This window comes from Bradyrhizobium sp. NDS-1, from assembly GCF_032918005.1.
GTDB lineage: Bacteria > Pseudomonadota > Alphaproteobacteria > Rhizobiales > Xanthobacteraceae > Bradyrhizobium > Bradyrhizobium tunisiense.
Genome location: NZ_CP136628.1, coordinates 339,059 through 354,421 on the forward strand (window position 1 = coordinate 339,059; position 15,363 = coordinate 354,421).

Below are 15,363 nucleotides of genomic sequence, written 5' to 3' on the forward strand. Positions count from 1 at the left end.
TGCGCAGCCTGCATCCCACCCAAGACGGTTGGCACGGCGTGTCGACCCGGAAAGACAGATCTCCTAGAGCTGGCCCCGCGGCCGAATCCGACCAATCTTCGGAGGTGCTGGCAGGGCAGGCCGGGTGATTGCAGGTCTTGAAATCAGGGAGATCATCGAGCTCGCGCTGTTGCTGATCGCAACGGGTGCGCTTTCAGGATTTCTGGCCGGCGTGTTCGGCATCGGCGGCGGCGCGATTCTGGTGCCCGTGCTCTACGAATGTTTCCGCATCGTTGGCGTGCCCCTGGAGGTGCGGATGCCGCTCTGCATCGGCACCTCGCTTGCCATCATCATCCCGACTTCGCTTCGCTCGTTCCAGGCGCATTACCGGCGCGGCGCGGTCGACATGGCGATCCTCCGCCTGTGGTGGCTGCCGATCGTCCTCGGCGTCACTGCCGGCAGTGTGGTGGCACGCTACGCACCGGAACGGCTATTCAAGATCGTGTTCGTCTGTGTCGCCTATGCCGCCGCGGCGCGGCTGATCTTCGCGCGTGAGACCTGGAAGCTCGGTGGTGACATGCCGAAGGGGCTGTTGATGCGCGCCTACGGCTTCTGCGTCGGCATTCTCTCGACCTTGATGGGCATCGGCGGCGGCCTGTTCTCGAACCTGCTGATGACCTTCTACGGCCGCCCCATCCACCAGGCGGTCGCGACCTCGTCGGCGCTGGCGGTGCTGATCTCGATCCCCGGCGCGCTCGGATACATCTATGCCGGCTGGCCCGCGGCGACGACCTATCCAGCCGTCGCAGCGCTGCAAATCCCGTTCGCGCTCGGCTATGTCTCGTTGATCGGCGCCGCGCTGGTCATGCCGATGAGCCTCGTCACGGCGCCGCTGGGGGTGAGAGCCGCGCATGCCATGTCGAAGCGCACGCTGGAGGTCGCGTTCGGGTGCTATTTGTTTATCGTCGGCAGCAGGTTCGTGATGAGTTTGGTGGGTGGGCAGTAGTCGCCGCAAGCTCCGTCATTGCGAGCGCAGCGAAGCAATCCAGGCTGCCTCCGCGGAAAGTTCCTGGATTGCTTCGTCGCAAGGGCTCCTCGCAATGACGGCGAGAGAACGGGACCCCTCACCTCTTCGCGTAAATATCCTTGTACGTATCCCGCAGCACGTTCTTCTGCACCTTGCCCATGGTATTTCGCGGCAGCTCGTCGACGACGAAGACGCGCTTGGGCATTTTGAACTTGGCGAGACGGCCATCGAGTGCCTTCAGCACCGCGGCTTCGGTGACATCCGCGCCCTTGTTGCAGACCAGCACGGCCGTGACGCCCTCGCCGAAATCGGCATGCGGCACGCCGATCACTGCGGATTCGATCACGCCGGGCATGGCGTCAATCTCGCTCTCGATCTCCTTGGGATAGACGTTGAAGCCGCCCGATATGACCAGATCTTTGCCGCGTCCGAGAATGTGGACGTAGCCCTTGGTGTCGATCTTGCCGAGGTCGCCCGTGATGAAGAAGCCGTCGTCGCGGAATTCGGCCTTGGTCTTCTCCGGCATGCGCCAATAGCCCTTGAAGACGTTCGGGCCCCTCACCTCGATCATGCCGATGTTTTCGCGCGGCAGCTCCTTCCCCGTCTCGGGGTCGGTCACGCGCACGGAGACGCCGGGCAGCGGAAAGCCGACGGCGCCGGGTACACGCTCGCCGTCGTAAGGGTTCGACGTGTTCATGTTGGTCTCGGTCATGCCGTAGCGCTCGAGCACCGCATGCCCGGTGCGCGCCGACCATTCGCGATGGGTCTCGGCCAGCAGCGGCGCCGAGCCCGAGATGAACAGCCGCATGTGTTTGGTGGTGTCGCGCGACAGTGCGGGATGTTGCAGAAGTCGCGTGTAGAAGGTCGGCACGCCCATCAGCACGGTGGCGCGCGACATCAGCTTGATGATCAGATCCGGATCGAGCTTCGGCAGGAAGATCATCGAGGCGCGTGCGAACAACGTCACGTTGGTCGCCACGAACAGCCCGTGGGTGTGATAGATCGGCAGCGCGTGGATCAGCACGTCCTTGTCGGTGAAACGCCAGTAGCCGACGAGCGAGAGCGAGTTCGACGCCAGATTGTCGTGGCTTAGCATCGCGCCCTTGGAACGCCCTGTGGTGCCCGAGGTGTAGAGGATCGCGGCGAGATCGTCGTTCGCCCGCGCCACGGTCGCGAACTCGTGGCTGGCCTTGTCGGCGGCCTCCGTCAGCGAGCCTTTGCCGTCCGGCCCGAGCGTCTCGACCCTGGCCTTCACCTTGGCGGCGATCGGGGCGAGCCCTTCCGCCTTCGAGGGATCGCAGACCACGAGTGACGGCTCCGCATCGCCGATGAAGTAGTCGAGCTCGTTCAGCGTGTAGGCCGTATTCAGCGGCAGATAGACCGCGCCGGCCCTGACCGTGCCGAGATACAGCACGATGTTGGCGACGGACTTCTCCACCTGCACCGCGACGCGGTCGCCCGGCTTCACGCCGCGCGCGACCAGCACATTCGCCATCTGCCCCGCCCGCGCGATCAAATCGCCATAGCTGATATGAGCGCCGTCATGCGTCTCGATCGCGAGGCGCCTTGGATCGTCCAGGCCGTCGAACAGGCGGGAAAACAGATTGGCGTTAGCTGCAGGGTTCATGCAAGATTTCCTCGACCGCAGGGACTTGTACGACAAGGCTTGTTGGACAAGGCCGGTCAAAACCGAGGGCTGGATTAGCAAAAACCGCCCCGACGAAGCAACGGAGACAGTTTGCATGACCAAGAACGGGAAACGCGTGGCCTGGGTGACGGGCGGTGGCAGCGGGATCGGGGAGGCCGGCGCCGAGGCGCTGGCTGCCGACGGCTGGACGGTGGTGGTCTCGGGCCGGCGAAAGGACGCCCTGGATACCGTGGTTGCGAAGATCACCAAGGCCGGCGGGGCGGCCGAGGCCATTGCGCTGGATGTGTCCAACGCCAGTGCGGCCCAGAAGGCCGCCGATCAGATCGTCGCAAGGCACGGCCGCATCGACCTCCTGGTCAACAATGCCGGCATCAATGTCCCCAAGCGGAGCTGGCAGGACATGGAACTGGAGGGCTGGGACAGGCTGGTCCAGGTCAATCTCAATGGCGTGCTCTACTGCATGCGCGCGGTGCTGCCGACGATGCGCAAGCAGCAGGACGGCGCGATCATCAACGTCTCGTCCCGGGCCGGCCGCCACGTCTCCAAGATGCCGGGCCCGGCCTACACCACGACCAAGCATGCGGTGCTGGCGCTGACCCATTCGTTCAACATGGACGAATGCGTCAACGGCCTGCGCGCCTGCTGCCTGATGCCGGGCGAGGTGGCGACGCCGATCCTGAAGCTGCGTCCGGTGGTGCCGAGCGAGGACGAGCAGGCCAGGATGCTGCAATCCGAAGATCTCGGCCGCACCATCGCGTTCATCGCCAGCATGCCGGCGCGCGTTTGCATCAACGAGGTGCTGATCAGCCCGACGCATAATCGCGGTTTCATTCAGACGCCGAACAACAGGGATTGAGGCGGGCAGATCCCTCGTCAAACTCTATTCGTCGTCCCGGGGCGCGACGCAAGTCGCGAACCCGGGACCCATAACCACAGGGAGAAGTCGTCGCACACGACGGGTCACTCCGAGTCTTCGCCAAACATTTTCCTGTGGTTATGGGTCCCGGATCTGCGCTGCGCTTGTCCGGGACGACGGCTGAGCGCGCCGCGCGCTCGCCCGCGTCACACGAACACGCCGGCCCATAGTTTCACGCATCACAAAGAATTTTTCTCCGAAACCGCATCGCGAACCCTCTCGTAGTTCGGTCCAACGACGGCACTGCTGCATCACTCCTCAACTGTCGCAGTCGCCGTTGTTGCCCCAACTCAACGCCGGCGATCGCCGGCGCCAATTCAATCGGGAGATCCTCCATGTCGAAGCGCATTGCCTATCTCGCTGCCGCCGCCTTCAGCGCCCTGGCCATCACCGCGACCGTCGTCGCGCCCGTCAGCGCCGAGGAGAAGACCGTCATGGTCGGCGGCGCCGCGATGTTCCCGTCCAAGAACATCGTCCAGAACGCGGTCAACTCGAAGGACCACACCACGCTGGTCGCGGCGGTCAAGGCCGCGGGCCTGGTGCCGACGCTGGAAGGTAAGGGTCCGTTCACGGTGTTCGCGCCGACCAACGCCGCCTTCGGCAAGCTGCCGGCCGGCACCGTCGACAATCTGGTCAAGCCCGAGAACAAGGCGACTCTGACCAAGATCCTCACCTACCATGTCGTGCCCGGCAAGCTCGCGGCCTCCGACCTCACCGAGGGCAAGAAGCTGAAGACCGCCGAGGGGGAGGAGCTGACGGTCAAGAAGATGGACGGCAAGACCTGGATCGTCGATGCCAAGGGCGGCACCTCCATGGTGACGATCTCCAACGTCAACCAGTCCAACGGTGTCATCCACGTGATCGACACCGTGCTGATGCCGGCGACGTAACCCCGCGCGATCCCGTTTCATCCCCGACAGGATGCTTCGAGACGGCGAGCCGGGGGTGCCCGGCTCGCTTTTTTGTGACCACGATGGCCTCACGGTATCGATTCGATGCCGGACAGGGCGTAACGAAAGCCGGAATATCGGCGTATAATTGCCGTCACACGACGTTCAGGACGGAACCACCATGGCGAGCCTCACAGTCTCCGACGAGCAGGTCAGGGCGACCCCGGCCAAAGTGATCCAGCCGGCCTGGGTCCGCATCATGCACTGGGTCAACGCGTTTGCCATGATCCTGATGATCCTGTCGGGCTGGCAGATCTACAACGCCTCGCCGCTGTTCGGCTTCACCTTCCCGCGCGAATACACGCTGGGCGGCTGGCTCGGCGGCGGCCTGCTCTGGCACTTTGCGGCGATGTGGCTGCTGATGATCAACGGCCTCGCTTATCTCGTCACCGGTTTCGCCACCGGCCGCTTCGCCAAGAAACTGCTCCCGATCACACCGTCAGGTGTGCTCCACGACGTCAGGGCGGCCCTGACCTTCAAGCTCGGCCATGACGATCTCACCGTTTACAATTACGTGCAACGCCTTCTCTATGCCGGCATCATCGTGGTCGGCGTGCTGATCGTGCTGTCGGGCCTTGCGATATGGAAGCCGGTGCAGCTCTATTATCTCGTCATGCTGTTCGGCGACTATCCGGCCGCGCGCTACGTGCACTTCTTCTGCATGGCCGCGATCTGCGCTTTCCTTGTCATCCACGTCCTGCTCGCGCTGCTGGTGCCGAAGAGCCTGCGTGCGATGATCATCGGTCGTTGAGCGGAGAAGAGCCATGGCCAAGCGTTCATTTCTGATCCCCGGCGTCGACAAGCGGCTCCTGATCAAGGATTCCATCAAGACCATGCCCGACGTCACCCGCCGCCGCTTCATCGCGGGCGGCGCCAGTCTGGGGGCGCTGACCCTGCTCACCGGCTGCGACGTGATTGATTCCTCTTCGGCGGAAACCATGCTGGCGAAGGTCTCGAAGTTCAACGACGCGGTGCAGGCCTTCATCTTCAATCCCGACGCGCTGGCGCCGACCTTTCCCGAAAGCGCGATCACGAAACCGTTCCCGTTCAACGCCTATTACGATCTCGACGACGCGCCCGACATCGACGGCAAAGACTGGAAGCTCGAGGTGCGCGGTCTCGTCGACAACAAGAAGTCATGGACGCTGGACGAGCTCCATAAGCTTCCGCAGGTCACGCAGATCACGCGTCACATCTGCGTCGAGGGCTGGAGCGCGATCGGCAGCTGGACCGGCACGCCCATGCGCGATTTCCTCAATCTGATCGGCGCCGACACGCGCGCCAAATACGTCTGGTTCCAGTGCGCCGACAAGGACGGCTACAATTCGCCGCTCGACATGCGCAGCGCGCTGCATCCGCAGACCCAGATGACGTTCAAATATGCGGGCGAGATTTTGCCGCGCGCCTACGGCTTCCCGATGAAGATCCGCGTGCCCACGAAACTCGGCTTCAAGAACCCGAAATACGTGGTCTCGATGGAAGTCACCAACGACTACAAGGGCGGCTATTGGGAAGACCAGGGGTACAATTCGTTTAGCGGGAGCTGATTGAGGCAGTCATTCCGGGGCTCGCGAAGCGAGAGCCCGGAATCCATCGGGCCGCAGTACCGGTGGATGAATGGATTCTCGGATGCGCAATTGCGCATCATAGTTCGCGCTACGCGCGCCCCGGAATGACAACCTAGCCCGGCCCCACCTTCCGCTGGCACAGCGCCGCCACCGCGCCGAGCGCCAGCAGTGCCGCCGAGACATTCAGCGCGTAGCTAAGGCTCCCCAGTGCATCCGTGATTGCGCCGACCGCGATCGGTCCGAGCGTCTGGCCGACACCGAACGAGATCGTCATCGCCGCGATTGCGGTCGGCCACACCTCCGGCGGGTAGTTGAAGCGGACGAAGGCGGTGGTCGAGCCGACCACGGCGAAGAAGGCGACGCCGAACACCACCGCGGAGATCGCGAGCAAGGCCGGCGAATGTCCTAACATCGGCAGGGCCGCACCCAGCGCGTTGGTGCCGAGAATGATGGCCGTGGCAAGCCCGCCGCGATCGAGCGCCAGCACGCCGCGCCAGGCCCAGGGCGTGACGAAAGCGCTGAGCCCGATCAGGCCCCAGAACGCGGCCTGCGCCGCGGCCCCACCGCCGCCGTCGCGGACATAGGCGATCATGAAAGTCATGTAGGCAATGTAGCCGGCGCCGAACAGGAAGTAGGCGGCCAGATAAATCAGCACCGGCAGGATCGCGAACGAGGCGTTGCTGCCTTCGGAAAAGCGGACGCTGCTCTCGATGCGGATCAGAAACAGCGGGATCGTCATCGCGACAGACAGCAGCGTCAGCGCCCACCACACGATCCACCACGAGCCCGGACCGAAATATTGCAGCGTGAACGGCGCGATCAATCCGGAGGACAGAATCCCGATGCCCGGCCCGGCATAGAACAGGCTCAGCAGGAAATTGGCCCGCGCGGGCTGCGACTGCGCAATGGTGGCGGCCAATGCGCCGCCGGCGACGAAACCGGCCGCGGCGCCGAGACCCAGCACCAGGCGCGCCAGGCTCAGCGCGACGAAATTCCCGGTCAGCGCGCAGGTCGCGAGCGCGGCGACGCAGGCCACGGTTCCCAAGCGGATGGCCGCCGCCCAGCCGACGCGCTGGATCAGGCGGGACGCGATGAGCGCGCCCACGAGATAGCCGACGGCATTGATGGTATTCATGAATCCGGCCGCCGAGTAGGACCAGCCGAGGTCCTCCCGCATGTCCGGCAGCACCAGGGCATAGGCAAAACGGCCGATACCGAGCCCAACGGTGGCGGCCAGCGACAAGGTCAGGATCAGCCGCGCGGGATGCGCCTGTAGCGGGGGGCGGTCAGGGGCGTGCAAGGGAGGTACTCCGGCGGCTCGCAGTGTGGCAGGCCCCGCTCGCCTTGCACAGCCGCGCGGCGGCAATGGTGTCTTGCCAAGCGCGCAACGCCGCTCTAGCACTCCGGCCGAACCGTCATTCCGGGGCGCGCGAAGCGCGAGCCCGGAATCCATTTCCCCGCTTGCGCTGTGGCCTGATGGATTCCGGGCTCGCTCGCTTTGCTCGCGCCCCGGAATGACGAGAGAGGATCGAAAAGGAAACGACCATGGCGACCCACAAACTGCTGCTGCTTCCCGGCGACGGTATCGGCCCCGAGGTGATGGGCGAGGTGAAGCGGCTGATCGACTGGCTCAATTCGGCCGGGATCGCCAGGTTCGAGACGGATAGCGGCCTCGTCGGCGGCTCCGCCTATGACGCGCACAAAGTGTCGATCTCCGAGGGCGACATGGCCAAGGCCAGGGACGCCGACGCCGTGATCTTCGGCGCGGTCGGCGGCCCGAAGTGGGATGCGGTGCCTTACGAAGTGCGTCCCGAAGCCGGCCTGCTGCGCCTGCGCAAGGATCTCGCTCTGTTCGCGAACCTGCGCCCCGCCGTGTGCTACCCGGCGCTGGCCGAGGCTTCGAGCCTGAAGCGCGAGGCGGTCGAAGGCCTCGACATCATGATCGTGCGCGAGCTCACCGGCGGCGTCTATTTCGGCGAGCCCAAGACCATCACCGATCTCGGCAACGGCCAGAAGCGCGCCGTCGATACCCAGGTCTACGACACCTATGAGATCGAGCGCATCGGTCGCGTCGCCTTCGAGCTTGCCAGGAAGCGCAAGAACAAGGTGACGTCGATGGAGAAGCGCAACGTCATGAAGTCGGGCGTGCTCTGGAACGAGGTCATGACCCAGGTCCACAAGCGCGAATATCCCGATGTCACGCTCGAGCATCAGCTCGCCGATTCCGGCGGCATGATGCTGGTGAAATGGCCGAAGCAGTTCGACGTCATCGTCACCGACAATCTGTTCGGCGACATGCTGTCCGATATCGCGGCGATGCTGACGGGATCGCTCGGCATGCTGCCCTCGGCTTCGCTGGGCGAGGTCGACGTCAAGAGCAAGAAGCGCAAGGCGCTGTACGAGCCCGTGCACGGCTCGGCGCCCGATATCGCCGGCCAGGGCCTCGCCAATCCGATCGCGATGATTTCGTCCTTCGGCATGGCGCTGCGCTATTCCTTCGACATGGGCGATCTCGCCGACAAGGTCGATGCCGCGATCGCCGCCGTGCTCGCCAGCGGCCTGCGCACCGCCGACATCAAGTCGGAAGGCACCACTTCCGTCTCGACCACGCAGATGGGCGAGGCGATCCTGAAGGAATTGCAGAAGCTGCACGCGTAGCCACAAGCACCGCTATCGCAGGGTGGGCAAAGCGACTTGTCCGGCGTAGCTCGAAGAGCGAAGACGGAAGCGTGCCCACGCATTTCTAGCGATCGAGAGAGATGGTGGGCACGGCGCAAGCGCCTTTGCCCACCTTACGGCATCCGCTCTTGGAGTCTCGCCTCATGGACACGCCCCGCCCCAAGATCGCGGAAACCATCGTCCATGAAACGGTGCGGCTGCGCGAGGCGCAGATCGGCCGCCGCTGCGAGGTGCTCGCCAACACCCGCGTCGAATATGCCTCGCTCGGCGACTATTCCTATCTCGGCGAAAATTGCGACGTCGCCGACGCCGTGATCGGCAAGTTTACGGCGATCGCCAATGCGGTGCGCATCGGCGCGCCGAATCATCCGATGGGCCGTCCGTCCCAGCACCGCTTCACCTATGTCCCGGAATATTACGAGACGGGCGTGACGCGCGACCGCGACTTCTTCGCGGACCGCCGCGGCGACCGCGTGATCGTCGGCAACGACGTTTGGATCGGTCACGCCGCCATCCTGTTGCCGGGCGTGAACGTCGGCGACGGCGCGGTGATCGCCGCAGGCGCAGTCGTCAGCCGCGATGTCGCGCCCTACACCATCGTCGGCGGCGTTCCGGCGCGTCCGATTCGCAAGCGCTTTGACGATGCCGTCGCCGAAAGCCTGCGCCGTATTGCCTGGTGGGATTGGCCGGACGAGTTGATCTTCGAACGCCTCGCCGATTTTCGCTCCGAGGCGATCGACGATTTTTGCCGGCGCTATGACCCGGCAGCCAACGCGTAGCCTCAAGCCGTCATTGCGAGGAGCGAAGCGACGAAGCAATCCAGAATCGGTCCGCAGAGAGATTCTGGATTGCTTCGCTGCGCTCGCAATGACGAGGGAGAGGCAGGTGCCCTACGGCACCTCGCAAAAATAAAAAAGGCCGGGCGAGAGCCCGGCCTTTTGATTCGAAGATATGTCCGCCTCAGTACAGCGGGAAATTCTGCGGATAGCCCCCGACATCCTGCGGCGGCGAGAGCGGCTGGCGGTCGATCGGGCGGTTGAGATTCTCGCGGGCGAAGGACGGGTAGCCCACGGCCGGCGGGAAGGCATAGTCGGTGAACTTGCGGTCGCCCGGATTGACCTCGGTGCCGCCGTCGAGCCAGGAGCGCTTGCTGACATAGATGCGGGTGCGGCCCTGCTGGTACACCGCGTTGGGTCCGCTCGGGCCGTAATAGTGCCGGCCGCGCTCGTCAAAGCGCTTGGTCTTGGTATCGGCGGAGGCCGGCGTCGCCAAACCAATGGCAGAGGACATGGCAATCACAGCGCCTGCTGCAAACAAGGTCGCCAATTTGGCAGAGAATTTCGAGCTCATCACGTCCCCTTCAAGCGGCGCACCGCCAGTCGATTTCACCCCATACTAGCCCGGCCGGGGTGAGCGCAACTAGGTCTATTGGGTCACACCAGCTCGGAATAATCGAGCGCGGGGGCAAAAGTTGCATCAATACCAGCCACTTGGGCTTGATGCGGCTCAAAGCGCCCCGCGCAATTGCGCGTTCGCGGCGCCCAGCAGCCAGTCCGGCGACCCCGCGAGGTCGCAAGCACGGCGCTTCAGCTCGGCACGGGCGAACAGGTCCGCCAGCTTCGGCTCGTTGCCCGAGACCAGCAGCGTCAGCCGGTTCAGCGTGCAGGCAATCGCCGCGCGCCGGGCGGGCAAGGTGTCGCCTTGGCAGGAGAATCCGGAGATCTGCAATGCGGGCTCCTCGCTGCGCTTGAGGTAGCCGAGGCACGCCCGCGCTCCCTCCGTTGCGGCGACCGGCCGGAACAGGGCGACGGGGCCGAATTTTGTCTCGATCAGGCCGGCTTGCTCAAGCGGAGTGGCCGCGCTCAGGCCCATCTGCACGGCGAGGTCCGCGGTTGCCGGACGTGTGACGTCGAATTCGCTGCCTTCCCGGTAAATCTCGAGCTCGGCCAGCACCAGCTCCGCCGCGCCCGTCCAGCGCATGATGTCCCTGCGGCCGCCCTCGGGGTGCCTGAGAATAGTGTAAGATACTGTTTTCTCTGAAGAATCGAGCCTTCTGAGGGCGAAAGCCGGATGAGAGCGGTCGGCTGCGCTCCAGCCCGGTCTCGGCGCCGGCTCATCGCCGCGCCACTCAGGCAGTTGGCCGAGCGCCGCAAGGCCGAGGATGGAAAGCAGGGCGAGCGCCCCCACATAAGCGAACAGGCGCGCCAGCGTGCCGACGACCTCGTCGGCGAAGGCTGCAAGCGCCAGATGGATCTGGGTGGGGCTAACGGCCGTGCTGGCCTCAGGCGACTGCATCCACGTCCCTAAGGAATGGTCCAACGTTGTCTTGAGGCCGGTTCTCGCATAGAAGCGCTGCTCTTCCTGTTTAAGCGTCAGCTTCAGGAACGGGCTTTTTCGTCGGAGAGTGAACGATGGGTTACAAAGTCGCAGTCGTCGGCGCGACCGGCAATGTCGGACGGGAAATGCTCAACATCCTGGATGAGCGCAAATTTCCCGCGGACGAGGTCGTGGCCCTGGCATCACGCCGCAGCATCGGCGTCGAGGTCTCCTATGGCGACCGCACCCTGAAGTGCAAGGCCCTCGAGCACTATGACTTCTCCGACGTCGACATCTGCCTGATGTCGGCGGGCGGCGAGGTGTCGAAAGAATGGTCGCCCAAGATCGGCGCCGCCGGCGCCGTCGTCATCGACAACTCCTCCGCCTGGCGCATGGACCCGGACGTGCCGCTGATCGTGCCGGAAGTGAACGCGGGCGCGACCGAAGGCTTCAAGAAGAAGAACATCATCGCCAACCCGAACTGCTCGACCGCGCAGCTCGTGGTCGCGCTGAAGCCGCTGCACGACAAGGCGACCATCAAGCGCGTTGTGGTCTCGACCTATCAATCGGTGTCCGGCGCCGGCAAGGACGGCATGGACGAGTTGTTCTCGCAGACCAAGGCCGTCTACACCAACCAGGAGCTGGTCAACAAGAAGTTCCCGAAGCGCATCGCCTTCAACGTCATCCCCCACATCGACGTCTTCATGGAGGACGGCTACACCAAGGAAGAGTGGAAGATGATGGCGGAGACCAAGAAGATCCTTGATCCCAGGATCAAGCTCTCCGCCACCTGCGTGCGCGTGCCCGTGTTCGTCGGCCACTCCGAGGCCGTCAACATCGAGTTCGAGAATCCGATCAGCGCGGACGAAGCCCGCGACATCCTGCGCAAGGCGCCCGGCTGCCTCGTCATCGACAAGCAGGAGCCCGGCGGTTACGCCACGCCGTACGAGGCGGCCGGCGAGGACGCCACCTATATCAGCCGCATCCGCGAGGATGCGACGGTGGAGAATGGCCTCGTGCTGTGGTGCGTGTCCGACAATCTGCGCAAGGGCGCCGCGCTCAACGCGATCCAGATCGCGGAAGTCTTGATCAACCGCAAGCTGATCAGCGCGAAGAAGCAGGCGGCGTAAGGCAGGCGAATAGGGAGTAGCGAATGGCGAATGGGGATTTCCACTCGTCCTTCGCTATTCGCGCACGCTCCTGAATTCCTTCGCGACCTTGTCCAGCACGAACAGCGATCCCTCCGCGACGCCGAAATAGGCGCCGTGGGTCTGCATCTGGCCGCTCTCCACGGCCTTGCGCACGAACGGGAAGGTCATCAGGTTCTCGAGGCTGCGGAACACGGCGGCCTTCTCGATGCGCTCGACGAACTGCGCCATCGTTTCGTGGTCGCGCTGCTCCACCACCTCGCCCGGCTTGATGAACATCTGCATCCATTTGCCGATGAAGTCGCCGGGCGTGAGCGGCTCGATCTTGTCGACGAAGGCGCGGATGCCGCCGCATTGCGCGTGGCCAAGCACCACGATGTGCTTCACTTTCAGCACCGTCACGGCATATTCCAGCGCCGCCGAGACACCATGGGCGGTGCCGTCGGGCTGATACACCGGCACGAGGTTGGCGATGTTGCGGACCACGAACAATTCGCCCGGGCCGACGTCGAAGATCACCTCGGGCGAGACGCGGCTGTCGCAGCAGCCGATCACCATCACTTCCGGCGACTGCCCCTTCACCGACAGCTCGCGAAAGCGGGTCTGCTCGGTCGGCAGCCGCTGGGTGGCGAAGGCCTTGTAGCCTTCCAGCAAATGCTTCGGGAATGTCATCATACCTATGCCTAATCATAGACCGCTTGGGCGAACAAGCCTTTCGAATGGGCAGGCCGGATGCTATCGGCTGGGCTCGGAATATTGACGAGGAAGGAACGCAGCATGACCCGCCCGCGCCGCAGCCATCTGTTCATGCCCGGCTCAAATCCCCGCGCGCTGGAAAAGGCCCGCAATCTTGCCGCCGATGGCCTGATCCTCGATCTCGAGGATTCCGTCGCACCCGACGCCAAGGCGGCGGCACGCGACGGCATCGCCGCCGCGATTGCGGCCAAGGGTTTTGGCAGGCGCGAGATTTTGATCCGCACCAACGGCCTCGATACGCCGTGGTGGGCCGATGACGTCGCGATGGCCGCCAAGGCGTCGCCGGACGGCATCCTGGTTCCAAAAGTTTCAAGTATCGAAGATCTCGATACGATCGGCTTCCGTCTCACCGAGCTCGGCGCGGCGCCGACGGTGAAGGTCTGGGCCATGATCGAGACCGCGCGCGCCGTGCTGCATGCGGAGGAGCTGGCCGAGGCTGGGCGCGATCCATCGCGGCGTCTTTCCGGCTTCGTGTTCGGACCCAACGACATTTCGCGAGAGACCCGCATCAAGATGCTGCCCGGCCGTGCCGCGATGATCCCGATGATCACGCATTGCATCCTGGCGGCGCGCGCTCATGGCCTCGAAATTCTCGATGGTCCCTACAGCGACATCGCCAATTCCGACGGCTTTGCCACCGAATGCGCGCAAGGACGCGATCTCGGCTTCGACGGCAAGACGCTGATCCACCCCTCGCAGATCGACGCCTGCAACGCGATCTTCACCCCGCCCGAGGAGGAAGTCGCGCGCGCACGAAAGATCATCGCCGCGTTCGAGCTGCCGGAAAACGCTTCGCGCGGCGCGATCCGCCTCGACGGCGCCATGGTGGAGCGCCTGCACGCCGACATGGCCCGCCGCACCATCGAGATCGCGGACGCGATCGCCGCGATGGCGAAGGGCTGAGGTGGGCACCAGCCCCGGCTGCGCTGCTACGCTTGCGCCATGTTGCGGGACGTCGATGGCACTCTCATTGCCTTCGTCTCGCATTCTTCAAGGTCTCGGACGGCAGCTCACCGATGGCCTGACGGTATTCGGATGCGAACCGACCTAGATTGTTGAACCCGCATTTGAAGGCAATGGCGAGAACGCTGGTCTGCTCGTCCGCCTGTCGCAGAAGCTCTGCCGCCCGCTGAAGCCGGACGCGGCGCGCGAACTGGCCGGGCGAACCCCGTCCGGCATCGGAGAATTCCCGGAAAATCGTCCGCACGCTCACATTGGCGACCTCGGCGATCCTTTCCAGGTCGAGCGGTTCGTCCCAATGCGCCTCGATGTAGGACTCAACCGTGTCGATCACGGTCCGGTTGGCGCTCGGAGCGGAAAGCAGAAGGCGGTCGGAGAAATTGTGCCGATGCGCCAGCAGAATCCGGACCATCAGCGAACGCTCAAGCTCGGCAATGGCGATGGATGAGTAATCCTGCCCAAATCGATCCAGCTCTTCTGCGAGCCTGAAGACTTCCCGGCGCAGATGCGTCATGACCGCGGGATTGGCTGCGCCCGCGCCGAAATGCAGCTTCATGTCGCTGTGGTCGCCGAGAATGCTCTTCAGCAAGCGCCCCAGCGCGGCGGCATCTATCCTCAGCACCAGCTGGCGATAGCCCGGCGCAAAGTCGAGATCCAGCCTGGAGTCGCCGGAGATCATCGGGCTCCATGCCTCGATCGGCTGGCTATCCCATTTCGTTCGGAAACCCGCAGACCCCTGGATGGAAAAGAGCTGGCGGAGAATGTCGGATTCAGGAAAGGAGAGCGATGCCGCGCCATCATAGGCACAGAAGGCGAGGCCGAGGGAATTCAAGCGAGCAAGATTGGCTCCTATGCCGAACTCATCGTCATGCTTGTCGAACCGATCCGCGCCATAGACCGCAAACAGGCGGTCGCGCGCGAAATCGCTGTCGCGCGTCCGGATCAAGGCATAGCGGTCAAGGTAGGTAACGGTGCCCAAATCAGTATCCCCCCGCCGTGCAAACTACCGTATCCCCTCCGCGGGGCTACCAATTCGAGATTGAATGCAACGGTTGCCGGGCGTGACCGGATCACTCAATGAGGCATGAACGCACTCATCGCGGCTGCGACGAAATGCCCGGACGCGGGCTGCGGCTGCGAACGACATCGTCTTCGCTCATTGGTTCGCAGCGAGCGCGATGCCGACGGTAAGCGAATGCTAGCTGCGAGCGCTTTGCCAGATTGCGATACTGATTTTAGGACCGCGTTTGCAAGTTCAAGGCCCATACCGCCGCGGTCCCGTCGCGTGTCATTGTCACGTTAATCGCCCTGGCAAAATCCGGCCATTGTGTCTTCGATCGGACAAACACTCTGATAATTCGACTCGGATATCTGAGGATTCGTGGATCGCATCGCGAGCAGAAGCCCGCCTCGACG

15 protein-coding genes are annotated in these 15,363 nt (G+C 64.0%); 9 read left to right on the forward strand and 6 right to left on the reverse strand.

What is annotated here, in order from left to right:
• Nucleotides 1-124 precede the first annotated feature (124 nt).
• Entirely contained in the window at nucleotides 125-985 is an 861-nt protein-coding gene (locus RX330_RS01615; RefSeq protein ID WP_317241856.1) for a sulfite exporter TauE/SafE family protein, read from the forward strand.
• Nucleotides 986-1,103: 118 nt separating this feature from the next.
• Here RX330_RS01615 and RX330_RS01620 read toward each other — a convergent pair whose 3' ends face one another.
• Nucleotides 1,104-2,633, reverse strand: coding sequence for a malonate--CoA ligase (locus RX330_RS01620; protein WP_317241857.1), 1,530 nt, complete (start codon nucleotides 2,631-2,633; stop codon nucleotides 1,104-1,106).
• 115 nt (nucleotides 2,634-2,748) lie between these two features.
• Between RX330_RS01620 and RX330_RS01625 the strand changes: the two genes are divergently transcribed.
• The 4 genes from RX330_RS01625 (at nucleotide 2,749) to RX330_RS01640 (ending at nucleotide 6,067) form a co-directional block, all read left to right on the forward strand.
• Nucleotides 2,749-3,510, forward strand: a complete 762-nt coding sequence (locus RX330_RS01625; protein WP_317241858.1) for an SDR family oxidoreductase — start codon at nucleotides 2,749-2,751, stop codon at nucleotides 3,508-3,510.
• Nucleotides 3,511-3,905: 395 nt separating this feature from the next.
• Complete coding sequence (locus RX330_RS01630) at nucleotides 3,906-4,460, forward strand: fasciclin domain-containing protein (RefSeq protein ID WP_212082246.1); 555 nt, start codon at nucleotides 3,906-3,908, stop codon at nucleotides 4,458-4,460.
• Between the two features lie 181 nt (nucleotides 4,461-4,641).
• Nucleotides 4,642-5,271, forward strand: coding sequence for a cytochrome b/b6 domain-containing protein (locus RX330_RS01635; protein WP_317241859.1), 630 nt, complete (start codon nucleotides 4,642-4,644; stop codon nucleotides 5,269-5,271).
• A 13-nt stretch (nucleotides 5,272-5,284) separates the two neighbouring features.
• Nucleotides 5,285-6,067: a molybdopterin-binding protein gene (locus RX330_RS01640; protein WP_212082240.1), complete on the forward strand. Its 783-nt coding sequence runs from the start codon at nucleotides 5,285-5,287 to the stop codon at nucleotides 6,065-6,067.
• Between the two features lie 133 nt (nucleotides 6,068-6,200).
• On the opposite strand, the gene RX330_RS01645 is transcribed toward RX330_RS01640, so the two are convergent.
• Nucleotides 6,201-7,388, reverse strand: coding sequence for a YbfB/YjiJ family MFS transporter (locus RX330_RS01645; RefSeq protein WP_317241860.1), 1,188 nt, complete (start codon nucleotides 7,386-7,388; stop codon nucleotides 6,201-6,203).
• Nucleotides 7,389-7,633: 245 nt separating this feature from the next.
• Here RX330_RS01645 and leuB point away from each other — a divergent pair, with 245 nt between their 5' ends.
• Together leuB and RX330_RS01655 are read left to right on the forward strand one after the other, a co-directional pair.
• Nucleotides 7,634-8,746 carry a 3-isopropylmalate dehydrogenase gene (gene leuB, locus RX330_RS01650; RefSeq protein ID WP_212082233.1) on the forward strand — a complete coding sequence of 371 codons (1,113 nt, stop codon included), beginning with the start codon at nucleotides 7,634-7,636 and terminating at the stop codon, nucleotides 8,744-8,746.
• 164 nt (nucleotides 8,747-8,910) lie between these two features.
• The gene (locus tag RX330_RS01655) at nucleotides 8,911-9,546 is read left to right on the forward strand and encodes a DapH/DapD/GlmU-related protein (RefSeq protein WP_212082231.1); all 636 of its coding nucleotides are present in this window, start codon (nucleotides 8,911-8,913) and stop codon (nucleotides 9,544-9,546) included.
• Between the two features lie 181 nt (nucleotides 9,547-9,727).
• Here RX330_RS01655 and RX330_RS01660 read toward each other — a convergent pair whose 3' ends face one another.
• Complete coding sequence (locus RX330_RS01660) at nucleotides 9,728-10,117, reverse strand: hypothetical protein (protein ID WP_212082228.1); 390 nt, start codon at nucleotides 10,115-10,117, stop codon at nucleotides 9,728-9,730.
• Nucleotides 10,118-10,273: 156 nt separating this feature from the next.
• A complete protein-coding gene (locus tag RX330_RS01665; protein WP_317241861.1) occupies nucleotides 10,274-11,062 on the reverse strand; it encodes a hypothetical protein in 789 nt (262 codons plus the stop codon).
• Nucleotides 11,063-11,178: 116 nt separating this feature from the next.
• Between RX330_RS01665 and RX330_RS01670 the strand changes: the two genes are divergently transcribed.
• Nucleotides 11,179-12,213, forward strand: a complete 1,035-nt coding sequence (locus RX330_RS01670; protein WP_212082221.1) for an aspartate-semialdehyde dehydrogenase — start codon at nucleotides 11,179-11,181, stop codon at nucleotides 12,211-12,213.
• Between the two features lie 54 nt (nucleotides 12,214-12,267).
• Here RX330_RS01670 and RX330_RS01675 read toward each other — a convergent pair whose 3' ends face one another.
• Nucleotides 12,268-12,906: a carbonic anhydrase gene (locus RX330_RS01675; RefSeq protein WP_317241862.1), complete on the reverse strand. Its 639-nt coding sequence runs from the start codon at nucleotides 12,904-12,906 to the stop codon at nucleotides 12,268-12,270.
• A 102-nt stretch (nucleotides 12,907-13,008) separates the two neighbouring features.
• Here RX330_RS01675 and RX330_RS01680 point away from each other — a divergent pair, with 102 nt between their 5' ends.
• Nucleotides 13,009-13,890: an HpcH/HpaI aldolase/citrate lyase family protein gene (locus tag RX330_RS01680; RefSeq protein WP_317241863.1), complete on the forward strand. Its 882-nt coding sequence runs from the start codon at nucleotides 13,009-13,011 to the stop codon at nucleotides 13,888-13,890.
• 64 nt (nucleotides 13,891-13,954) lie between these two features.
• On the opposite strand, the gene RX330_RS01685 is transcribed toward RX330_RS01680, so the two are convergent.
• Entirely contained in the window at nucleotides 13,955-14,926 is a 972-nt protein-coding gene (locus RX330_RS01685; protein ID WP_317241864.1) for an AraC family transcriptional regulator, read from the reverse strand.
• Nucleotides 14,927-15,363 lie beyond the last annotated feature (437 nt).